Origin of the sequence: Pseudonocardia oroxyli (assembly GCF_900102195.1) — a bacterium.
Lineage (GTDB): Bacteria > Actinomycetota > Actinomycetes > Mycobacteriales > Pseudonocardiaceae > Pseudonocardia > Pseudonocardia oroxyli.
Genome location: NZ_FNBE01000014.1, coordinates 1 through 20,248, shown reverse-complemented (window position 1 = coordinate 20,248; position 20,248 = coordinate 1). Strand labels below are relative to the sequence as shown.

Below are 20,248 nucleotides of genomic sequence, written 5' to 3'. Positions count from 1 at the left end.
GTGCGGCCTGGTGTGCGGCGGTGAGCACTTTCGCCGTGATCTACACCTACACCGACGACACCGACACGCGGATGCAGGCCCGCCCGAAGCACCGCGACTACCTCGCCGCGCTCCCCGAGCTGGTGGTCGCCGGTGCCTGGTCGCCGAGCGAGCCCGCGGGCGGGCTGCTGATCTTCCGGGCCGCGGACAAGTCCGCCGTGCAGAAGATCCTCGACGCCGACCCGTACGCCGAGGCGGGTGTGATCGCGAACGTCGAGATCCGCGAGTGGGTGCCGCCGCTCGGCCCGGCCGCCGCGGCGATCACGCAGGAGTGAGCCTGACCAGCGGGATCTCCCGCTCCGTGCGCTTCTGATAGCCCGCGTAGTTCCGGTAGCGGCCCGCGATCTCCGACCAGAGCGCGGGCCGCTCGTCCGGCCCGACGACCTCGGCCCGCATCGGGCGCGGGGACCCGCCCCGCACCGAGACCTGGACCGTCGGGTCGGCCTGGAGGTTCAGGAACCAGGCGGGGTGCCGGTCGTCCCCGCCGCGGGAGGCGACCACCACGAAGGTGTCGCCCTCGGCGACGGGCGCGGTCAGCAGGACCGAGCGGGGCTCGCCGGACCGGCGGCCGATCGTGGTGAGCTCCAGGACGGGCATCGCGCCCGCCGAGTAGCCGACGCGACCGCCGCTCACCCGCACCACGGCCCGGTGCACCGCGTTCATGGCCTTGAGGAATCGGTCACTCGGCACGAGCGCCAGGTTAACGACCGTGCGGGACGTGCCGACCCCCGGGCATGAGCCTTGTCCCCGAGACCCTGGTGGAGCCGCCCGCGCAGGGCTGGACCTCGGGTTTCGTGCGCGCCCTGCGGCCCGGCTGCTCCGAGCCGGTGGTCTCGGAGCCGGCGGTGTCCGAGCATCTCGCCCGGGTGCGGCGGGCCGCGGCGGTCGCGGTGGACCGCCACCCCGGCCCGGTCGGCCACCTGCTCGCCGCCACGCTGGTGGCCTACGCCGACCAGGGCTGGCGGGGCGCCCCGGCCGGGCTCAGCGAGCGCCTGGTCGCCGAGCTCCTGGCGGACCCCGCCTGACAGGGCTCCGGAGCGGCGTCGTCGACGCTCCGGAGATCCGGCTCAGCCCGCGTGCTTCTCGATCAGGCTGCCGAGGCGGGGGAGCGCCTCGGCGACGTTCTTCTGCGCGTTCGGGCGCAGCTTCGCGTACGCCTTCTTCAGCGCCTCCGACGACGAGCCCTCGGCCCGCCGGTCCGTGACGGCCAGCAGCGCGTCCGCCGCCTCGCTCTCGCGCGAGACCAGGTAGGCGCCGAAGCCCGCGCCGGGCGCGGACCGGTAGTCGGCGTAGAAGGGCTGCAGCGCGCCCGCGAACTGCGGCAGCATCCGGTCGACGGCGGCGGGGACCACACCCGGGCGGATCTTGGACACGGTCTGGTAGCCGAGCTTGACCGCGGCGCCGGACATCCCGCCCTTGTCCTTCACCTCCTGCCCGACCAGCTCGTTCAGGTCGGCGACGACGGCGGGGCGGCGGGCCGGGTCGGTCAGGATCGTCTCGAGGCTCACGGGGTCTCTCCTCTCCGCGGTCGGGGCCGCGGTCCGACGGGGGGAACGGCGCGAAAGTAGTACACGGATGTGATTCGCTCGCTCACCCCCCGTACCCGACGCCGCGACCCCCGCCCGGTATACGGCCCCTCGCCCGGTGCCGATCGTGGCGAGCGTGACGGGAGCGCAGTCGCGACCGCGGTCCTGTGACGCTCAGCCCGCCTGGGCCAGCGCGAGGGGGAGTACGGCGCTCGCCCCCGCCTCGCGGAGGGCGCGGGCGGCGACGGTCATCGTCCAGCCCGAGTCCACGACGTCGTCCACCAGCAGGATCGGGCCCTCGACGGCCGGCGCCGGGCCGAGCGCGGGCCACACCGCGGCGAGGCGCTGGGCCGAGTTCTCCGCCCGCGCGGGCCGCTCGCCCACCGGCTCGATCGTGCCGAGCAGCGGCAGCCTGCCGATCTCCGCGATCCGCCGGGCCAGGTGCTCGAGCTGCCCGGGGCGGGTGCGCGATCCGATCCCGACGACCCCGACCGGCCGCTCCGCCCAGTTCCACCCCTTCAGCACGCGCACCACCGCGTCCAGCAGGTCGGCGGGGACGGGCTGGTCGGGACCCGCGAGCAGCTCGCGCAGCCGCGTGCCCCACCCGATGTCCGACAGCCGCCCGACGGCCCGGCCGGGCTCCGCGAGCTCGCCCGCCTTGAGCCGCCCCGACAGCGGCACCCCGAGCTCCTTCATCCCGCTGGGCCACATCTTCCGCGGCGCGATCTCCACGCCCGGCTCCTGCAGCTGCTCCGCCGCCGCGGCCGCGACCTCCGCCGACACGTCCGCGGACCAGACGGCGCCCGAGCAGACGTCGCACCGCCCGCACGGGGTGGAGTCCTGATCGTCGAGCTGGCGGCGCAGGAAGACCAGCCTGCACTCGGCGGTCGACTGGTAGTCCAGCATCGCCTGCTGCTCGGCCTTGCGGGCCGCGGCGATGCGCTGGTGGCGCTCGGCGTCGTAGACCCACTCCGCGCCCGTGCCGATCCAGCCGCCCTTGACCCGCTTGGCCGCGCCGTCGGAGTCCAGGACCTTGAGCAGCATCTCCAGCCGGGTGCGGGAGAGGTCCACCCGCGTCTCCAGGGACGCCGTGGAGATCGGGTGGTCGGACAGGGCCGCGAGGGTCTGGCGCACCAGCGGCTCCGGGGGGAACGCGAGCGAGGCGAAGTACGCCCAGATCTCCCGGTCCTCCTGGCCCGGCAGCAGGATCACCTCGGCCCGGTCGAGCGCCCGCCCCGCACGCCCGATCTGCTGGTAGTAGGCCACCGGCGAGGACGGCGCCCCGAGGTGGACCACGAAGCCCAGGTCCGGCTTGTCGAACCCCATCCCCAGTGCCGAGGTGGCCACCAGGGCCTTCACCCGGTTCGCGAGCAGGTCGCCCTCCGCGTCGAGCCGCTCCTCCGCCTCGGTCTTGCCCGTGTAGGCCCGCACCGCGAACCCGCGCGAGCGCAGGAACTCCGCCACCTCCTCGGCGGCCTGCACGGTCAGCGTGTAGACGATCCCGGCGCCGGGCAGCGCGTCGAGCCGCGAGGCCAGCCAACCCAGCCGCTCGGCCGGGGACTTGATGTCGACCACGGCGAGGCGCAGCGACGACCGGTCCAGCGAGCCGCGCAGCACCAGGGGCTGCCCGGACTGCAGACCCAGCTGCTCGGTCACGTCGGTGACGACCCGGTCGTTCGCCGTGGCCGTGGTCGCCAGCACGGGGATGCCCGCGGGCAGCTCCGCGATCAGGTTCCGCAGCCGCCGGTAGTCCGGCCGGAAGTCGTGCCCCCAGTCCGAGACGCAGTGCGCCTCGTCCACCACGAGCATGCCCGCGGACGCCGTGAGCGACGGGAGCACCCGGTCCCGGAAGTCCGGGTTGTTCAGCCGCTCCGGGCTCACGAGCAGCACGTCCACCTCGCCCGCCGCGATGTCGGCGTAGGTCTGCTCCCACTCGTCGAGGTTCGCGGAGTTGACGGTGACGGCCACGATCCCGGCCCGGGTCGCCGCGTCGATCTGGTTGCGCATCAGCGCCAGCAGCGGCGACACGATGACCGTGGGGCCCGCGCCCTGCTCGCGCAGCAGGGCCGTGGCCAGGAAGTACACCGCGGACTTGCCCCATCCGGTGCGCTGCACCACCAGGGCGCGGCGGCGCTCGGCGACGAGGGCGTGGATGGCCGTCCACTGGTCCTCGCGCAGCCGCGCGCCCTCGCCCGCCAGGGTCTGCAGGAGCTCCTCGGCGCGTTCCCGTAGGTCCGTCATGCCCGCCATGGTGCACGCAGGCACCGACGGTCCCGCCTCAGCCCGTCCCGGAACCCCCGGGTCGTCCACAGGAACAGCCTCGGAACGCCGCGATCCCGCCCTCGACCTTCTCCAGCCACTCCGGTGGCGGCGCCGCGTCGACGTAGCCGTCGTGCCAGTCCCACCACTCGTACGGCTTGCCCTGCGGCGTCCCGGCGGGGGAGTCCTCCCACTCCTCCCGACGCCCGGTCGGGGTCAGGTCGAGGATGCTCCAGGTGGTGCCCAGCGACTCGTCGCCGCGGTTCTGGACGAAGTAGCTGCGGAACACCCCCTCGGGGCCGCGCACGAAGACGTTGGTGCCGTGCCACTCGTCCACCCCGTGGTCCCGGTCGAAGGAGTCCGTGATCGTGTACCAGGGGACCGTCCAGCCCATGCGCGCCTTCATGGCCGCGATGTCGGACTGCGGGGCGCGCGAGGCGAAGACGACGGTGGTGTCCCGGGCGTGCACGTGCGCGAGGTGCCCGATGTGGTCGGCGATCATCGAGCAGCCGCGGCAGGGTCGCTCGGGCCAGCCGAAGACCCCCTCCTCGTAGAACGCGCGGTAGAGCACGAGCTGCGAGCGCCCCGCGAACAGGTCCGCCAGCGACACCCGTCCCTCCGGTCCGTCGAAGGTGTAGTCGCCCACGGCGTGCCAGGGCATGCGGCGCCGGGCGGCGGCCAGCGCGTCGTGCGCGCGCATGACCTCCTTCTCCCGCACCAGCACCTCCTGCCGAGCGGTCTCCCACTCCCGGGTCGAGACGATCATGACTCCTCCAGGTGCCTCGTCAGCGCGTCGAGGCGGTCGTCCCAGTCCCGGGAGAGGGCCGCGAGGAAGCGCTGGGCGATCCGCATCGGTGCGGACCGCACGCGGTACCGGACCCGGCGGCGTTCGCCGGGTTCGGCGGTGAGCAGGCCCGCCTCGGTGAGCAGGCCCAGGTGCTTGGCGATCGCCTGCCTGCTGATGGGCAGCCGACCGGCGAGGTCGGTGGCGGTGGCGGGCCCGCCCGCGGCGAGCTCGGCGAGCAGCTGCCGCCGGGTGGGGTCGGCGAGCGCGGTGAAGACCTGCTCCGCGACCTCCTCGTCAGACACCATCGAGGTAGGACACCAGCTCGTCCAGCTCGGCCGCCCACCCCTTGACGTTCCCGCTGTAGGAGACCTCGTACTCGGCGGGGGAGAGCTGGGCGAACCCGGTCTCGACGACGGTCAGCCGGGTGCCCGTGCCGGTCGGCTCGAGGGTGAACTCGACGTACGTGCGGCGGGGATCGGCGTCCGGCAGCCCGTGGATGCGCCAGGTGAAGCCGAACACGTGCGGCTCCTCGATCCGCTCGACCCGGAAGTCGGTGGTGTGGTCCTCCCAGCTCAGGCTGCCCGCCCCGCCGGGACGCAGGTCGATCCGGGCCTGCCGGCCGAACCAGGCCGCGAGCCCCTCGGGCGTGGTCAGCGCGGTCCAGACCCGCTCGGGCGGGCGGGCGACGTCGACGGTGCGGGCGATGCGGTCCGGGAAACCCATCGGACCTCCTCCGGGTAGCAACTGTAGGGTTGCGACTCAAAGTATGGCAATCGGTTGGTTGCGTCAAGGTGTGACGCCCATTACCGAACGCTCGATCGGATCCTCTGGGCGAAGTCGGGGTGCACCAGGCACGATGAGACGGTGAAGGCCACCCAGTCACCGCTGTTCGGGTCCGTCGACGAGGTCACCGAGCGCCTGGCGAGCGTCGGCTACCTGGCCTCGACGGCCGTGGCGACGACCGTGTACCTCGCCGACCGGCTCGGCAAGCCGTTGCTCGTGGAGGGCCCCGCGGGCGTCGGGAAGACCGAGCTCGCGAAGGCGGTCGCCGCGTCGACCGAGTCCGGGCTGGTCCGGCTGCAGTGCTACGAGGGCATCGACGAGGCCCGCGCACTGTACGAGTGGAACCACGCCAAGCAGCTGCTGCGCATCACCGCGGGCCAGGGGAACGAGGACTGGGACGCCACGCGGGACGACGTGTTCTCCGAGGAGTTCCTGCTCCCGCGCCCGCTGCTCACGGCCATCCGCCGGGAGGACCCGACCGTCCTGCTGATCGACGAGATGGACAAGGCGGACGTCGAGGTCGAGGGCCTGCTGTTGGAGGTCCTGTCGGACTACCAGGTCTCCATCCCGGAGATGGGCACGGTGACCGCGACCCGCAAGCCCTTCGCGCTGCTCACCTCCAACTCCACGCGGGAGCTGTCCGAGGCCCTCAAGCGGCGCTGCCTGTTCCTGCACCTGGACTTCCCGGACCCGGACCTCGAGCGCCGGATCGTGCTCACCCGCGTCCCGGAGCTGCCGGAGTCCCTGGTCGACTCCCTCGTGCGCACCGTGCGCGTGCTGCGGGCCATGGAGCTGCGCAAGGTCCCCTCGGTGGCGGAGACCATCGACTGGGGGCGGACACTGCTGGCCCTGGGCATGGACACCCTCGACGACGAGGCCGTGCGGGCCACCCTCGGCGTCGTGCTCAAGCACCACTCGGACCAGACCAAGGCGACCGCGGAGCTGAGGCTGAACTGATGACCGTCGAGGCGCCCGAACACGGCATCCCCGGCCACCTGGTCGCGTTCGTCGGGGCCCTGCGGACCCACGGGGTCGCGGTGGGACCGGGGGAGACCGTGGACGCCGCCGAGGTGATCACCGCCCTGGACCTGCTGCGCCGCACCGAGTTCCGCGAGGGGCTCGCCGCCGCGCTGCTGCGCCGGTCCGGACAGCGTCAGGTCTTCGACACGCTCTTCGACCTGTACTTCCCACCCGCGCTCGGCGCAGCGACCGGCTCGATCGAGGTCCCGCGGGACGGCGAGGGCGGCCCGGTCGACGTCGACCGGCTCCGTGACCTGCTGGCCGACCTGCTCCGGGACGGGGACGAGGAGCGGCTGCGCGAGCTCGCCCGCGCCGCCGTCGACGCGTTGGGCACGGCGGGGGCCACCGGCACCGGCGTGCAGGGCATGAACACGCAGCCGAGCTGGTCGGCGTACCAGGCGCTGCGGCTGATGTCGCCGGAGACGCTGCTCGCGCAGATCATGGCGGCGCTGTCGCAGCCGGGGGACGACGCGTTCACCGACGAGGTCCGCCGCCGCGAGATCCGGGACCGGATCGCCCGGTTCCGGCAGCTCGTGCAGGACGAGGTCCGCCGCCGGACCGCCGAGCAGCGCGGGCGGGACCAGGTGGCCAAGACCGCCGTCCCGAAGCAGGCCGAACAGGTGGAGTTCCTGTCCGCCTACGCCGAGCAGCTCGCCCAGCTGCGCCGGACCGTGCACCCGTTGGCGCGCAGGCTCGCCGCCCGGCTCGCGGTGCGCCGCAAGCACGCCAAGCGCGGGCAGCTCGACATGCGGCGCACGTTGCGGCGCAGCATGTCCACCGGCGGCGTGCCGATGAAGCCCGCCTACCGGACCCGCCGCCCGGGGCGCCCCGAGCTGGTCATCCTGTGTGACGTCTCGGGCTCGGTCGCGGGGTTCTCGCACTTCACGTTGCTGCTGGTCCAGGCGCTGCGCGAGCAGTTCTCCAAGGTGCGCGTGTTCGCGTTCGTGGAGAAGACGGACGAGGTCACGCACCTGTTCGAGCCGGGGGCCGAGCTGTCCGGCGTCATGCAGCGGGTGCTGCGCGAGGCCGACCTCACGGCCTTCGACGGGCACAGCGACTACGGCCACGCCCTCGGCAGCTTCGCCGAGCACTGGGGCGAGGCGATCACGTCCAAGACCTCGCTGCTGATCCTGGGCGACGCGCGGACGAACTACCGCGACCCGAACCTCACCGCCCTGCGCCGGATGATCGGTGTGGCCCGGCACGCGCACTGGCTCAACCCCGAGCCGAGACGCCAATGGGGCACAGGGGATTCGGCCGCCACGCGCTACGCCGACGTCATCCCCATGCACGAGTGCCGCACCGCGGGCCAGCTCGCGGACGTGGTGGAGGCGCTCCTCCCCGTCTGACCCGGGGCATTATGGAACCATGATGCCGTTCTGAGGCCCCGAAACAGCCATTATGGCTCCATAATGCGCCGAGGTCAGAGGTCCCAGAGCGCCATGCTCAGCGGGTCGTCGGTCTGCACGTCCGGGGCGATCCGGCCGCCGTAGACCTCGCCGGTGCGATCGGCGAAGCGGCTGGTGGCGACGGTGAGGACCAGGCCGTCCGGCAGGAGCGCGGTCTCGGTCCCGGTGCTGAAACCCAGCGTGGGCGCGCCGTAGGAGCGGACGTCCGGCAGCCCCCGGAACGCGACGGCGACGCCCTCGCCCGCGCTCGCCGTGTACCCGTCGGTCAGCACCGACACCGCGCCCTGCCGCCGGACGGGATCCACCGGGAGCACCGGGGTCCGACCGCGGGCGAGCACGCCCTCGGCCAGCGCCCACGGCTGCGACCCGCCCGCCCGGTCGACGAACGCGCCGATCTCCCCGTCCCCGCGCAGCAGCGGCGCGGCGGCCGCGAGGAGCGGCCACATCGAGCCGGAGCCGACGCCGCTCAGGTCCACGATCCACCGCTCCGGCTCGACCTCGGCCAGCGCCGCCCGGCCCGCCTCGAGGTAGACCCCGGCGTCCCGCTCGTGACAGGCGGGCAGCGTGACGACCGCGGCCTCGCCCTGCATCTCGACCGCAGGGAGCTCCGGGTCACCCGGCGCGCGCCGCGGCCTGCGGACCCCGCTGTGCGGTCCGCCCACCTCCCGGACCAGGTGGAACAGCTTCAGCTCCAGCTGCTCGGGGTCCTCGGCGACGGCGGTCACCTCGTCCCGCACGGTGCTCCAGTCGACCTTCTCGGCGAACAGCGCACGCTGCTCCAGCAGGTCCAGCGCCTCCTGCACGGCCTTGCGCTCTCTGCCACGTTCCCGGCCGCGTCCGAACACCTCCCCAGTATGGCCGGGGCGGGGACCCGGGTGGGCCGGTGGGGGAGATGTCCGAGTTAGGGTCTCCTTGCTTCGTCGTCGATCGGGGAGTCGCTCGTGTCCGTCCTGTCCCGCCGCTCGTTCCTCGGCACCGGCGCGTTGGCCGCGTCGGCGCTCGCCCTCGCGGCCTGCTCCGGCGGGTCGACGACCGGGGGCGGGCCCGGTGGCGCCGGCTACCCGGTGACGATCCCGCACGCCTTCGGGTCCACGACGATTCAGTCGCCGCCGCAGCGCGTCGCGACGGTGAGCGCGGCGAACCAGGACGTGGCGATCGCGCTGGGCGTGGTCCCCGTCGTGATGCCGTTCTTCGAGTACGGCGGGGACGCCGAGGGCGTGTTGCCCTGGGTGCGGGATGCGTTGCGCGGCAAGGAGATGCCCCGGATCGCGGGCCGCGCGCTGGAGCCCGTCGCGTTCGAGGAGACCGCCGCCGCGGCCCCGGACCTCATCCTCGCCACCTACTCGGGGCTGGACCGGGCCCAGTACGACACCCTGTCCCGCATCGCACCCGTGGTCGCCTACCCGGACGCGGCGTACGCCACGAGCTGGCAGGACCAGACCCGGATCGCGGGCCGCGCCCTGGGGAGGACGGCGGAGGCCGAGCAGCTCGTCGTCGCCACCCAGGCCCGGCTCGCGGCCGCGACCCGGGAGTACCCGCAGCTCGCGGGCGCCACGTTCGTCTACACGGGCGGGATGGACTCCGGGCAGCTCGGTGTCTTCCGGCCCACCGACGTCCGGGTGCGGCTGCTGGAGGACATGGGCCTGCGGACGGCCCCGTTCGTCGAGGAGAACGCGCCCGCGGGGGACGCGGTCTACTACACGGTGAGCGGCGAGCTGCTCCCGCGCGTGCAGTCCGACCTGCTCGTCGGCTTCTTCGGCTCCCCGGACCTCGACGCCGCGTTCCGGGCCGAGCCCGCCGTCGCGACCATGCCCGCGGTACGGGCGGACGGCTACGCGCCGATCGTCGGGGCGGACCGGGTGGCGGCGAGCTCGAGCCCCTCGGTCCTGTCCATCCCCTGGGTGCTCGACGACTACCTGCCGATCCTCGCCGAGGCCGCCACCCGCTCCCGCCGCTGACCTGCGCCTCCGGCGCCCGTGCGTGGTAAGTGGTGCCAGAGCACCACTTACCACGCACGAGCGCCGCAGGTCAGCCGAAGACCAGGCGTTCGCGGCGGCGGTGGCCCGGGCGCAGGGCCGCGGCCATGATCGGCAGGAGCGGGCCCGCCTCCGCGCGGAGGGCGGCGAGCTCCTCCGGGGTGGCGACGTCGAGGATCCGCGGGACCTGGAACGCGGGCCCGGGCCCGCCCGCCATCCGCGCGACGCCCCTGGTCACCGCGTCCCACTCGGCGGCGGGCACGTAGCGCTCGATGATCGGGAAGATCTCGCGCTCCTCGTCCGCGATGTGTTCGTCGAGGGTGTCGCGCAGCCGAGCGAGCCGCCCCGCCAGCGCGCCCGCCTGTGCGGGCAGCTCCGCCGACGGGCCGCGGACCAGCGCCGTCGACGCCTTCCGGACGTCCGCGAGCAGGGGGCCCAGGGCGGCGTGGTCGTCGGAGAGCCCGGTCAGGTCGGCCGCCGCACCCGCGTGCCGCTCGATGACCGGCCAGGCGATCTCGTCCTCGGCCAGGTGATGGTGGTGGATCTCCGCACACAGCCCCCGGATCCAGGCGTCGAGCGCCTTGGCGCGCTTGGTCCCGATCGCGGCCCGCAGGTCCGCGAGCCGCTCCACCAGGGCGGTCAGCCGGTGCAGGTCGGCGCGCATCGTCCGGTGCAGCACGCGCAGCCCCAGGAGGTTCGGCGTCGTCGTGGGGCAGGACATGGTGGGCTCCTTCGTGGTCGGTGTCGCAAGCGTGCGGCACCCCGCTTGGGTCTCACTTGTCACGAACTTGCGACGATTCTTGACCGGGCGGCCAGTCAGGCGTAGACCGGAGTCATCAGGGAAGAACCTCTGGAGGGAAGTGATCGCGATGAAGGCGTGGACGCGGTGGCAGGACTGGGCCGCTCTGGTGATCGGTGTCCTGGTGGCGCTGTCGCCCATCGTGGTGACCGTCAGCACGGCGGCGGCGTGGACGCTCGTCGTGCTCGGCGTGGTGCTCGCGCTGACCGGGCTCTGGTCGCTCGCGCAGCCGGGCTCGGTGGCCAGTGAGTACGGGCACGGCGTGCTCGGCGTGCTGCTGTTCATCGCCCCGTGGGTGATGGGCTACAGCGACCTGGCGGGCGCGTCGTGGACGAGTTGGGTCGGGGGTGCGCTCGCGGTGATCGTCGCCGCCACCGCGCTGCCCGCGGCCACCGCCGCGCACCGCGGCGTGATCGCCCACTGAGTGCCGGCGACCGAGTGAAGGATCCCGCCTCCGGTGACACCGGAGGCGGGATCCCTCCGTCATTCCAGGGAGCGCGATGACCGACGCCCGGGACCGGATCCTCGACGCCGCGGAGGAGCTCTTCGCCGCCAAGGGTTTCGACGCCACGCCCACCTCGCGCATCGCCGCCCGGGCCGAGGTGCCCAAGGGGCTCGTGCACTACTACTTCGCCCGCAAGGTGGACCTGCTGTCCGCGTTGGTCGAGCGGCTTCCCGTGGAGCGGGTCGACCGGGCGGCCGTGGTGGTGGCGGGCGACGTGGAGCAGAGCCTGTGCCGCCTCGTCGCCGCGCTCGACGACCTGCTGGACTCCTCCGCCGTCCTGTCCCACCTGCTCTGGCGCGAGGCCGACACCCACCCGTCCGTCCGGGACGCCCTGCACGAGCGGTTCGACCGGATCGTCGGCGAGATCCGCGGCGTCCTGCTCGACGCGGGCGCCGCGGGCGAGGTGGACAGCGCGGCCCTGCTCCTGGCCTCGGCCGTCAGCTACCGGCACTCCGTCGACCGGCACGCCCCGCAGCGCGTCGACATGGCCCCCGAGCTGCGGTTCCTGGCCCGCGCGCTCACCAGGTCGGCGGAGTCTCGTCCCGCACCGGCGTGATCCCGACGGCGAGCAGCGGCGCCACCGCCGCCAGCGCGAACCCGGCGGCGTACCCCGTCACCCCGATCAGCCCGCCGAGCACGACCGGGGTCAGCGACGACACGACGTTCTGCCCCGTGTTCTGGATCCCGAGCGCCTTGCCCGACCAGGCCGAACCGGCGATCTCCGCGACGGCGGTGAACGCCAACCCGTTGTCCGCCACCGTGACCACGCCGCCGACCGCCAGCGCGACCACGGCGAGCCAGGGTGCGACGGCGTCTCCGAGGGCGAGGACCAGCAGCACCAGGGTGGCCCCCACGGCGAGCTGTCGCATCGGCCGCAGCCGCGACCGCGCGCGGTCCGACCACACGCCGGTCGCGATGCGCCCCACCGCGCCCGCGATCTGCACCACCGCCATGAACGCCCCCGCCGCGGCGACGCCCCAGCCCTGCTGGCGCACGAGGTACTCGGTCCCGAACGCGGCGATGGCGAACTGCGGCACCACGAGCAGTGCGCTCGCGGCGTGGACCCGCCACAGCACGGGCGAGCGGTAGGGCGTGCCGACGGGGTGGGCGGCGTCCTGCGGCGGGCGCGCCGGGTCCCGGACCACCACCCCGACGAGCACGGCGGCCACCAGACACACCGCGGCCGGCACGATCAGCGCCGCGAACGGCCCCACCCGGATGGCGAGCCCCGGCAGCACCAGCCCGGCGACCGCGACGCCCAGCGGCTGCGCGGTCTGCCGGATGCCCATCGCGAGCCCGCGCTCGGAGCGCGGGAACCACCCCATGATCATGCGCCCGTTCGCCGCGAACACCGAGGCGGCGGCCGCACCCCCGAGCACCAGCAGGGTGAGCACCGCGGCGGGGGAGGTCGGCCCGATCGCGACCGCGCCGACCGCCGCCGCGGTGAGCAGCAGGCCGGTCCCCATCACGCGGCGTTCCCCGAAGCGGTCCGCGGTCGCGCCCCAGGCGATCAGGGTGAGCAGCAGGCCGGTCGTCGGGGCCGCGACGTAGACGCCGACCCCGGCGAGCGACAGGCCGAGGGTGTCCCGCAGGGTCGGTACCAGGAACGGGATGCCGTACACGAAGGCGCACGCGCCGGTCTGGGCGAGCACGCCGACTGCCAGCACCGCCCAGCGGCGCGAGGAGGGAGGCATGTCGGCACGGTACTGCGCCGTACCAGGATCCGGGAAATCAATCCCAGATCATGAAATATCGAACTGATGTTCGATCGGTGCGCGTAGGGTCGGCCCCATGGATCTGGCGTGGCAGCCCTCGCTGCTCGACGGCCCCGCCGTCGCCGTGGACCGGGCGTTCGGCGGCCTGGTCCGCCACGAGCTCGGCGCCGGAGCCTGGGTCGACATCGCGCCCGGCTGGCTCCAGGGCGCGGACGAGCTGTTCGACCGGCTCCTGCGCGACACCCCCTGGGGGCGGCGCGAGGTGCGGATGTACGACCGCACGCTGCCCGAGCCCCGGCTGACCCACCGCTGGAGCGAGGCCCCGGAGCCGGTGCTCGCGGAGGCCGCGGCCCTGTTGTCCGCCCGGTACGGGGTGGAGTTCACCCAGGTCGGGGCGAACCTCTACCGGGACGGCGCGGACAGCGTGGCCTACCACGGCGACCGGGTGGCCCGGGAGCGGGACACCGCGGTCGTCGCCCTGGTCTCACTCGGTGGGGTGCGGCCCTTCCGGCTGCGCCCGCACGGCGGCGGCGCGTCCGTCGGGTTCCTCCCCGGCCCCGGGGACCTGCTGGTCATGGGCGGGACCTGCCAGCGCACCTGGCAGCACGGCGTGCCGAAGGTGCGCACCGCCGCGGCCCGGATCAGCGTCCAGTTCCGCCACCTCTATTGACCCCACGCCGCGACGGCCGCCAGCGCGGGCTCCCGGATCTCGGCCGGGGCGCCGGACGCCTCGATCGAGGTCCGGGCCATGCCCGCCAGCTGCGCGTCCGACAGGCCCAGCGCGGTGCGCGCGAGCTCGTACTCGCCCAGCACGCCGGGGCCGAACAGCAGCGGGTCGTCGCCGTTGAGCGTGCAGCGCACCCCGGCGTCGAGCAGCCGGGCGAGGGGGTGGGCGTCGAGGTCGGGCACCACGTCGAGCATCACGTTGGAGGTGGGGCACACGTCCAGCACGATCTCCTCGGTGACCAGCCGCTCCACCAGGGCCGGGTCCTCCACGGCGCGCACGCCGTGGCAGATCCGCCGGGCGCCGAGCGCGTCGATCGCACCGTGCACCGAGGCGGGCCCGGCGAGCTCGCCCGCGTGCGGGGCGCTGGTCAACCCGGCGTCCCGCGCGAGGGCGAACGCCTCGGCGAAAGGCTCGGGCGGGAACAGGGACTCGTCCGCCGCCAGGCCGAACGAGACCACCCCCGCGTCGGCGTAGCGCGCGGCCAGCTTCGCCAGCTCGACGGCCTCGGCGGGATCGAACTCCCGCAGCGCCGAGACCATGATGCCGCAGCCGATGCCCAGCCGGTCCGCCGCGGCGCGCCCGGCGTCGATCACCAGCTCCAGCGCCTCCTCGGCGGAGCCGAAGCTGGGCAGGCCCGCGTAGCGCGGCGGGTAGAAGTGCGGTTCGATCCAGGCGGCCCCGTCGGCGGCCGCGTCCTCGACCACCTCGGTCACCAGCCGTCGCAGCTGCTGCGGGGTGTCGACCAGGGCGGACGCCGCCTTGTAGCGGTCGCCGAACTCGGTGAAGCCGCGGTAGCCGCGGATCGGCGGCACGTCGACCCCGGCGGACGCGGCCAGCTCCGCGAGGGTGGCGGGACGCATCGCCCCCTCCAGGTGGACGTGCAGGTGCGCTTTCGGCAGCGCGGCGAGATCAGCAGGGTCGGCGCTCATACCGTGGATCCTCCCGCGAAGACGTCGTCGAGCACGGACGTGTCGACGATCCGGCCTGCGTCCGGCAGCGGCGTGACCCCCGCGGCCTGGAACGCCGTGTAGATCGGCCCGGCCACCCGCGCCGGGTCGATGCGCATCAGCCCGGAGGATCGGGTGAGCTCGCTGGTGGTGAAGTCGATCTGCAGCTGGTTCTCCCGGATCTGCTGGTCGAGGTTCAGGCCCAGGTCGGCACCGAAGTCGTTCACGGCGAGCTTCGCCGCGACGGTCGGGTCGGCGGCGTTGTCCTGCCAGCCGCGGACGGTGGCCCGCATGAACCGCACCACGGTGTCCCGGTTGGCGTCCAGCCACGAGCGTTGGCTGCAGAGCATCCCGGCGTACTGCGGCAGCCCCATCGACTCGTAGGTCGTGACGAAGAAGTCCCGGTCCGCGACCAGGCCCTGCTGCTCCAGGTAGATCGGCTGGTTGGTGGCGAAACAGGTGTAGACGTCCCCCTGACCCTCCAGCAGCGGGCTCGGCTCGAACCCCGCCGGGATGAAGGTGTAGTCGAGCGGGACGCCCGCCAGCCGCATCGCGGCCTCGATGTAGGGCTGGACGCCCTGCTGGCCGAGGACCCGGGCCCCGACCAGGTCGGCCGCCGACCTGACCGGCCGCGCGGCCAGCGACAGCACCGCGGACGGGGCGCTCTGGAACATGGCGCCGTAGGTCACGAAGTCGTTGCCCTCGTTCACCGCGGACAGGAACGCCTGCATCGCCACCGGGACCGCGATGTCGGCCCCGCCCGCGGCCAGGGTGGCGGTGGGCTGCGGGGCGTTCGGGCCGCCGGGCAGGAAGTCGATCTCGAGCCCCTCGTCGGCGTAGTACCCCCGGTCCTGGGCGATCCAGAACCCGGCGAACTCGACGTTGGTGATCCAGCCGAGGGCGACCCGGACCGAGGTCGTCCCCCCACCGCCCGCGGTGTCGCCCCCGCCGCAGGCGGCGAGCACCGAGGGTCCGAGGGCGAGGCCGAGACCGGCGAGTCCGGCGGTGCGCAGCAGTCGGCGGCGCGACCAGGGGGACGGGTCGATGAGGTCGACCATGAGGGAGCTCCTGTCTGGTGGGGGAGGTCAGGTCATCCGGGCGAGGCCGCGGCGTTCGACGGCGCGGGCCCCGACGAAGCAGGCCACCGACACCACCGTCGCGACGAGCGCGGTGCCCCACGCCCGCTCGGGCTGGTAGAAGCTCACCGACTGGGCGAACAGCACGCCGAGCCCGCGGCCGCCCATGAGGTACTCGGCGAGCATGGCGGCCAGCACCGCGGACGGGGCGGTCAGCCGGAACGCGACCAGCAGCCCGGGCACCGCGTGCGGCAGCAGCAGCCTGCGCAACACGGTGACGCGGGAGGCGCCGAGCACGGCGAAGACGTCCGACGTCGAGCGGGGCGCGTCCCGCAGCCGGGCGGCGACGAACACGAAGGCCGGGAAGAAGGACACGATCGTCGTGATGACCAGGACGGTCTGCCATCCGTAGCCGAACACCCTGGCGAGCACCGGGATCATCGCCACGACCGGCACGGACCGCATGATCAGCGCGATCGGCGTCGTCATCCCGGAGACCAGCGGCGAGGTCCACACCGCGACCGCCAGGGCCACCCCCGCCGCCATCCCGGTGAGCAGCCCGGCCGCGGACATGCCGAGTGTGGCGAGGAGATCCGGCAGGTAGGCCCCCGAGTTCCCGACGACGTCCGCCACCACCTCGCCCGGCTGCGGCACCACGATCCGGTTGTAGCCGTTGAGCGACGCCCACAGCTGCCAGCCGACCAGCAGCACGGCGATCGTCCAGTACCGCGACACCACGCGGCGCACGACACCGCCGGTCCGGGGCGCGGGCCTGCGGACGGGCGCGGCCGCCCGGGCGCGCACGATCCGCTCGGACTCCTCGGCGAGGGTCACGTGAACCTCCGGGTGACCCACCCGCGCAGCGCGACGAGCAGGACGTAGGCGGCGAGGGACAGGGCCGCGGCGCTGAGCGCGGCCGACCACAGCAGCGGGATCTGGACGTTCTGCATCGCGCTGACCAACAGCACCCCGAGCCCGCGGCGGGCGCCGAACCACTCGCCGATCACCGCGCCCAGCACGGCGGCGGGCGCGGCCAGGGTCAGCCCGTCGACGATCGTCGGCAGGCCCGCGGGCAGCTGCAGCCGCAGGACCGTGCTCAGCCGGGAGGCGCCGAGCACCGCGAAGACGTCCCGGCCCGCCCGCGCCGTGGAGGCCAGCGCGGAGGTCGCCGCGACGAACACGGCGAACCCGGCGGCCAGGGCGGCGATCACCGTGGACGTCCCCTCCCGGCCGACCGTGGTGACCAGCAGCGGGGCCAGCGCGATCAGCGGCACCGCGTGGACGACGGCGGCCAGCCGGTCCAGGCCGGGGCCCGCGGCGGGCAGCAGGGCGCCGAGCAGCGCGAGCGCCAGGGCGCCGAGCCCGCCCGCGACGAAACCGATCGCCGCGGCCGTGCCGGTCGCCGCCAGGGCGCGGCCGAGCAGGGTCTGCGCGGTCGGGCTCGTGAGGTAGTCCACGACGTCCGTCACCGTGGGCCACGCGGCCCCGGCGAGCCCCAGCCTGCCGATCGCGTCCGCGGCGACCACCAGCAGGACGATCCCCGCGACCGCGGGCAGCACGGTCCGGCGGGGTACTCGGGCGAGCAGGGCGCTCATGCGGCCGCGTCCGAGTGGCCCGGCTCGTCCGACTCGTCGAGCAGCCGGGTGAGCCGGTCGACGATCTCGTGGAAGGCCGGATCCCGGGTGACCTCCGTGCGGCGGGGACGCGGGAAGTCGATCGATTCGGTGTGCCGCACCCGACCCGGGCGCCCGGTCATCACGACGACCCGGTCGGCGAGCAGCACGGCCTCGTCGACGTCGTGGGTGACCAGCAGGGTGGTGATCCGCTCCTCGGCCCAGATCCGGGCCAGCTCGAGGTTCATCCGGCGCCGGGTCACCGCGTCCAGGGCGCCGAACGGCTCGTCCAGCAGCAGGACGTCCGGGGTGAGCGCGAGCGCCCTGGCGATCGCGACCCGCTGGCGCATCCCGCCGGAGAGCTGGCGCGGTCGCGCGTCGGCGAACCCGGTCAGCCCGACGAGCTCGAGCAGCTCGTCGACCCGCGCGGTGTCGACGGGGCGGCCCGCCACCTTCCACGGCAGCTCCACGTTCGCCCGCGCGCTCGCCCACGGCAGCAGCGCGTGCTCCTGGAACGCCACGCCGAGGCGGTGCCCGCGGACCAGGTCGGCGGGCCTGGCGCCCTCGATCGTCACGGTCCCCTCGGACGGGGTGTCCAGTCCCGCGACCAGCCTCAGGACCGTCGACTTGCCGCATCCGGAGGGGCCGAGCACGGCCACGAACTCGCCGTCGGCGATCTGCAGGTCGAACCGGTCCAACGCGCGCACCGCGGTTCCGCGACGCAACGGGAACTCCTTGACGACGGACTGCAGAGCGATCGCAGGTTGCGACATCGGGCTCCCTGACGTGTGCGTGGTGAATCAGTCGGTTCACTCCACGGTAGGGAGTTGTCGTTGCGAGGGTGTTGCCGGCGCGGCGCCCTCGGGTAACCGCCCGGGCCGTGAGTACCGTGTGGGCCATGGGAACGGGTGTCGAGCGCGATCGGCTGCTCGGGCTGGTCGCCGACTACGTGCTCGAACACGGGATCGCGGAGCTGACCCTGCGCAGGCTCGGCGCGGCCATCGGGACCAACAACCGGATGCTGCTGTACTACTTCGGTTCCAAGGAGCAGCTCGTCGAGCAGTCCCTGATGGCGGCGTCCGGGCGGTTCCCGCTGTTCGCGGCCGCCATGCGGGGGCTGGACGACCCGGGTCCGCTGCAGGAGCGCCTGGAGCGCTGCTGGGCGGGCATCGCGGCAGCCGAGAACCACCCCTTCCATCGCCTTTTCTTCGAGGTCTACGGGGTGGCCCTGCACCAGCCGGGCCGCTTCGACGGGTTCCTGGCCCGGGTCGGGCACGACTGGGCCAACCTGCTCGCCGCGCAGCTCCGGGCCGAGGGGGTGCCCGACCCGGACGCCGCGCGGCTGGGCCGCGAGATCGTGGCGTTGTGGCGCGGCCTGCAGTTCGACCTGCTCAGCACCGGGGACGCCGAGGGGGTCGCCGCCACCCATTCGGCGGCCGCCGCGACGTTCGCCGAACGCTGCGCCCGGGTCGCTCAGCCCGCGAGCTGAGCCGCCGGGTCGGTCGGAGTGAGGATGTCCAGCACCCGGTGCGGCACCGCCACCGCCGACCGGGTCCAGCCCCAGATCGAGTAGAGCAGCCGGGCCGGGTCGGAGTAGCCGTGCCTGCCGTGGAACATCCGGTAGTTGTCGACCACGGCCATCTCGCCCGACTCCATCCGGAACCGGGTGCCGGTGTCCCGGGCCTCGATCACGGCGTCCAGCCAGGCGCGGACGTGCGGCCACTGCTCGGCCTCGTCCGGGCCCAGGACGGGGGCGAGGTAGGGGTGGTGGCGCACCTGCGGGCGGCCCGCCGGCGTCGTGCGGAGCACCGGCGAGAACGCGGACTGCCGGAAACCCGGTTCGGAGTGGTCGATCGGGACCGTGCGGAGGAACTCGGCCACCGGTGCGGGCAGCAGGTCCATCAGGGCGAGACCGTCGATCAGGAAGTTGTCGCCGCCGTCCGCCGCGGGTCGGGCCTGGAGCAGGAACAGGCGGTCCGGGGCCTCGTCCCCGAAGGCGAACCCGTCGTTGTGCGGCGGCATCGGCACGGTGGTGTCGCTGCTGAGCATGCGCTTGCGACCGCGGGCGTCGGCGGGCTGGCGCTCGACCTTCGCGCCCTCGACCTCCGAGCGGGCGCGGGTCGCCTCGATCTGGCGGCCGATCCGGACCAGCTCGTCCCCGATCATCGCGCGGCCGAAGTCCATGGCGGCGTCCTCGGAGTCGATGCCCGAGACCAGGGCGGCCCCTTCGGCGTCGACGACCTCGCGGGCCTCCTCGGGCGACGTCACGCGGCGCGGGACGACGGCGGCGGAACCGTAGGACATGGTGACCTCCATCTGAACCAGTTGGTTCAATGGACGCTACGGCCTCGTCGTGACGACGGTGTTACCTGCGGGGGCACTATTCTGCGCGGATGCAGCGCAAGATCGGCGTGATGGGCGGGACCTTCGATCCCATCCACCACGGCCACCTCGTGGCCGCGAGCGAGGTGGCGGACCGCTTCGCACTCGACGAGGTGATCTTCGTTCCGACCGGGGACCCCTGGCAGAAGTCCGGCAAGGACGTCAGCCCCGCCGAGGACCGGTACCTGATGACGGTGGTGGCCACCGCGTCGAACCCGCGGTTCTCCACGAGCCGGGTGGACATCGACCGCAGCGGGCCCACCTATACCGCCGACACCCTCACCGACCTGCACTCCCGGCTGCCGGACGCCGAGTTCTACTTCATCACCGGCGCGGACGCCCTGTCCCAGATCCTGTCCTGGCACAAGGTCGAGGAGATGTTCGAGCTGGCGCACTTCATCGGCGTCACGCGGCCGGGGTACGAGCTCGTCGACGGTCACCTGCCCAAGGGCTCGGTCACCCTCGTCGAGGTCCCCGCCATGGCGATCTCCTCCACGGACTGCCGCGAGCGCGTCGCCGCGGGCCGCCCGGTCTGGTACCTCGTGCCCGACGGGGTGGTGCAGTACATCACCAAGCGCAGGCTCTACCAGCCCTAGGAGACTGCTGAATTAGGGCGGTCTCCGGGCGGGGTAGCTGCGAGGGCAGCCTGTTTCGGACGGGGTTGTGAGGTGTGCGTGGTGTGGCC

Annotated in this window: 25 protein-coding genes; 10 read left to right on the top strand and 15 right to left on the bottom strand. The window is 73.8% G+C overall.

Annotation, left to right across the window (positions count from 1 at the left end):
* Window positions 1–20 precede the first annotated feature (20 nt).
* Window positions 21–314: a YciI family protein gene (locus tag BLS43_RS20415; protein WP_093087465.1), complete on the top strand. Its 294-nt coding sequence runs from the start codon at window positions 21–23 to the stop codon at window positions 312–314.
* Here BLS43_RS20415 and BLS43_RS20410 read toward each other — a convergent pair.
* Window positions 301–729 carry a nitroreductase/quinone reductase family protein gene (locus tag BLS43_RS20410; protein ID WP_093087463.1) on the bottom strand — a complete coding sequence of 143 codons (429 nt, stop codon included), beginning with the start codon at window positions 727–729 and terminating at the stop codon, window positions 301–303. The genes BLS43_RS20415 and BLS43_RS20410 overlap by 14 nt on opposite strands.
* Before the next feature lie 44 nt (window positions 730–773).
* On the opposite strand from BLS43_RS20410, the gene BLS43_RS20405 reads away from it, so the two are divergent.
* Complete coding sequence (locus BLS43_RS20405; RefSeq protein ID WP_093087461.1) at window positions 774–1,064, top strand: hypothetical protein; 291 nt, start codon at window positions 774–776, stop codon at window positions 1,062–1,064.
* Between the two features lie 42 nt (window positions 1,065–1,106).
* Here the strand turns inward: BLS43_RS20405 and BLS43_RS20400 are convergent, their stop codons facing one another.
* From BLS43_RS20400 to BLS43_RS20380, 5 genes are all read right to left on the bottom strand, one after another.
* Window positions 1,107–1,547, bottom strand: a complete 441-nt coding sequence (locus BLS43_RS20400; protein WP_093087458.1) for a DUF6918 family protein — start codon at window positions 1,545–1,547, stop codon at window positions 1,107–1,109.
* A gap of 192 nt (window positions 1,548–1,739) precedes the next feature.
* Complete coding sequence (locus tag BLS43_RS20395; RefSeq protein WP_093087456.1) at window positions 1,740–3,815, bottom strand: RecQ family ATP-dependent DNA helicase; 2,076 nt, start codon at window positions 3,813–3,815, stop codon at window positions 1,740–1,742.
* A 28-nt stretch (window positions 3,816–3,843) separates the two neighbouring features.
* The gene (locus BLS43_RS20390; RefSeq protein ID WP_093087454.1) at window positions 3,844–4,590 is read right to left on the bottom strand and encodes a DUF899 domain-containing protein; all 747 of its coding nucleotides are present in this window, start codon (window positions 4,588–4,590) and stop codon (window positions 3,844–3,846) included.
* On the bottom strand, window positions 4,587–4,916 hold the full coding sequence (locus BLS43_RS20385; protein ID WP_093087452.1) for an ArsR/SmtB family transcription factor: 330 nt from the start codon (window positions 4,914–4,916) through the stop codon (window positions 4,587–4,589). Before BLS43_RS20385 ends, BLS43_RS20390 begins: the two co-directional genes overlap by 4 nt.
* Window positions 4,906–5,334 (bottom strand): SRPBCC domain-containing protein, encoded by a 429-nt coding sequence (locus BLS43_RS20380; RefSeq protein WP_093087450.1) that lies wholly within the window; start codon window positions 5,332–5,334, stop codon window positions 4,906–4,908. The genes BLS43_RS20385 and BLS43_RS20380 overlap by 11 nt, the downstream gene beginning before the upstream one ends.
* A 141-nt stretch (window positions 5,335–5,475) precedes the next feature.
* Between BLS43_RS20380 and BLS43_RS20375 the strand changes: the two genes are divergently transcribed.
* Together BLS43_RS20375 and BLS43_RS20370 are read left to right on the top strand one after the other, a co-directional pair.
* Window positions 5,476–6,351 carry an AAA family ATPase gene (locus BLS43_RS20375; protein ID WP_093087448.1) on the top strand — a complete coding sequence of 292 codons (876 nt, stop codon included), beginning with the start codon at window positions 5,476–5,478 and terminating at the stop codon, window positions 6,349–6,351.
* Window positions 6,351–7,763, top strand: coding sequence for a vWA domain-containing protein (locus BLS43_RS20370; protein WP_093087446.1), 1,413 nt, complete (start codon window positions 6,351–6,353; stop codon window positions 7,761–7,763). Before BLS43_RS20375 ends, BLS43_RS20370 begins: the two co-directional genes overlap by 1 nt.
* A 74-nt stretch (window positions 7,764–7,837) precedes the next feature.
* Here the strand turns inward: BLS43_RS20370 and BLS43_RS20365 are convergent, their stop codons facing one another.
* Complete coding sequence (locus tag BLS43_RS20365; protein ID WP_143030135.1) at window positions 7,838–8,668, bottom strand: S41 family peptidase; 831 nt, start codon at window positions 8,666–8,668, stop codon at window positions 7,838–7,840.
* A 96-nt stretch (window positions 8,669–8,764) separates the two neighbouring features.
* On the opposite strand from BLS43_RS20365, the gene BLS43_RS20360 reads away from it, so the two are divergent.
* Window positions 8,765–9,781: an iron-siderophore ABC transporter substrate-binding protein gene (locus tag BLS43_RS20360; RefSeq protein ID WP_176921444.1), complete on the top strand. Its 1,017-nt coding sequence runs from the start codon at window positions 8,765–8,767 to the stop codon at window positions 9,779–9,781.
* 70 nt (window positions 9,782–9,851) lie between these two features.
* Here BLS43_RS20360 and BLS43_RS20355 read toward each other — a convergent pair whose 3' ends face one another.
* The gene (locus tag BLS43_RS20355; RefSeq protein WP_176921443.1) at window positions 9,852–10,520 is read right to left on the bottom strand and encodes a hemerythrin domain-containing protein; all 669 of its coding nucleotides are present in this window, start codon (window positions 10,518–10,520) and stop codon (window positions 9,852–9,854) included.
* Between the two features lie 148 nt (window positions 10,521–10,668).
* Here BLS43_RS20355 and BLS43_RS20350 point away from each other — a divergent pair, with 148 nt between their 5' ends.
* Window positions 10,669–11,022, top strand: coding sequence for an SPW repeat domain-containing protein (locus BLS43_RS20350; RefSeq protein ID WP_093087437.1), 354 nt, complete (start codon window positions 10,669–10,671; stop codon window positions 11,020–11,022).
* A 76-nt stretch (window positions 11,023–11,098) separates the two neighbouring features.
* A complete protein-coding gene (locus tag BLS43_RS20345; protein ID WP_093087435.1) occupies window positions 11,099–11,659 on the top strand; it encodes a TetR/AcrR family transcriptional regulator in 561 nt (186 codons plus the stop codon).
* Here BLS43_RS20345 and BLS43_RS20340 read toward each other — a convergent pair.
* Window positions 11,622–12,797: an MFS transporter gene (locus tag BLS43_RS20340; RefSeq protein ID WP_093087433.1), complete on the bottom strand. Its 1,176-nt coding sequence runs from the start codon at window positions 12,795–12,797 to the stop codon at window positions 11,622–11,624. The two genes, BLS43_RS20345 and BLS43_RS20340, sit on opposite strands and share 38 nt — an antisense overlap.
* A 97-nt stretch (window positions 12,798–12,894) precedes the next feature.
* Between BLS43_RS20340 and BLS43_RS20335 the strand changes: the two genes are divergently transcribed.
* On the top strand, window positions 12,895–13,488 hold the full coding sequence (locus BLS43_RS20335; protein ID WP_093087431.1) for an alpha-ketoglutarate-dependent dioxygenase AlkB: 594 nt from the start codon (window positions 12,895–12,897) through the stop codon (window positions 13,486–13,488).
* Here BLS43_RS20335 and add read toward each other — a convergent pair.
* From add to BLS43_RS20310, 5 genes are read right to left on the bottom strand one after another with little or no spacing between them, the layout of a single operon-like run.
* Window positions 13,482–14,474, bottom strand: coding sequence for an adenosine deaminase (gene add / locus BLS43_RS20330; RefSeq protein WP_093087428.1), 993 nt, complete (start codon window positions 14,472–14,474; stop codon window positions 13,482–13,484). The two genes, BLS43_RS20335 and add, sit on opposite strands and share 7 nt — an antisense overlap.
* Window positions 14,471–15,550 (bottom strand): ABC transporter substrate-binding protein, encoded by a 1,080-nt coding sequence (locus BLS43_RS20325; RefSeq protein ID WP_093087426.1) that lies wholly within the window; start codon window positions 15,548–15,550, stop codon window positions 14,471–14,473. Before BLS43_RS20325 ends, add begins: the two co-directional genes overlap by 4 nt.
* 27 nt (window positions 15,551–15,577) lie before the next feature.
* The gene (locus BLS43_RS20320; protein WP_218129917.1) at window positions 15,578–16,402 is read right to left on the bottom strand and encodes an ABC transporter permease; all 825 of its coding nucleotides are present in this window, start codon (window positions 16,400–16,402) and stop codon (window positions 15,578–15,580) included.
* Window positions 16,399–17,163, bottom strand: coding sequence for an ABC transporter permease subunit (locus tag BLS43_RS20315; RefSeq protein ID WP_093087424.1), 765 nt, complete (start codon window positions 17,161–17,163; stop codon window positions 16,399–16,401). Before BLS43_RS20315 ends, BLS43_RS20320 begins: the two co-directional genes overlap by 4 nt.
* Window positions 17,160–17,954, bottom strand: coding sequence for an ABC transporter ATP-binding protein (locus BLS43_RS20310; RefSeq protein ID WP_093087422.1), 795 nt, complete (start codon window positions 17,952–17,954; stop codon window positions 17,160–17,162). Before BLS43_RS20310 ends, BLS43_RS20315 begins: the two co-directional genes overlap by 4 nt.
* 125 nt (window positions 17,955–18,079) lie before the next feature.
* On the opposite strand from BLS43_RS20310, the gene BLS43_RS20305 reads away from it, so the two are divergent.
* Window positions 18,080–18,670 carry a TetR/AcrR family transcriptional regulator gene (locus BLS43_RS20305; protein WP_093087420.1) on the top strand — a complete coding sequence of 197 codons (591 nt, stop codon included), beginning with the start codon at window positions 18,080–18,082 and terminating at the stop codon, window positions 18,668–18,670.
* On the opposite strand, the gene BLS43_RS20300 is transcribed toward BLS43_RS20305, so the two are convergent.
* Window positions 18,655–19,485, bottom strand: a complete 831-nt coding sequence (locus tag BLS43_RS20300) for a TauD/TfdA family dioxygenase (RefSeq protein WP_218129916.1) — start codon at window positions 19,483–19,485, stop codon at window positions 18,655–18,657. The two genes, BLS43_RS20305 and BLS43_RS20300, sit on opposite strands and share 16 nt — an antisense overlap.
* A gap of 89 nt (window positions 19,486–19,574) precedes the next feature.
* Here BLS43_RS20300 and nadD point away from each other — a divergent pair, with 89 nt between their 5' ends.
* Window positions 19,575–20,159, top strand: a complete 585-nt coding sequence (gene nadD / locus BLS43_RS20295) for a nicotinate-nucleotide adenylyltransferase (protein WP_093087418.1) — start codon at window positions 19,575–19,577, stop codon at window positions 20,157–20,159.
* The last annotated feature ends 89 nt before the right edge of the window (window positions 20,160–20,248 follow it).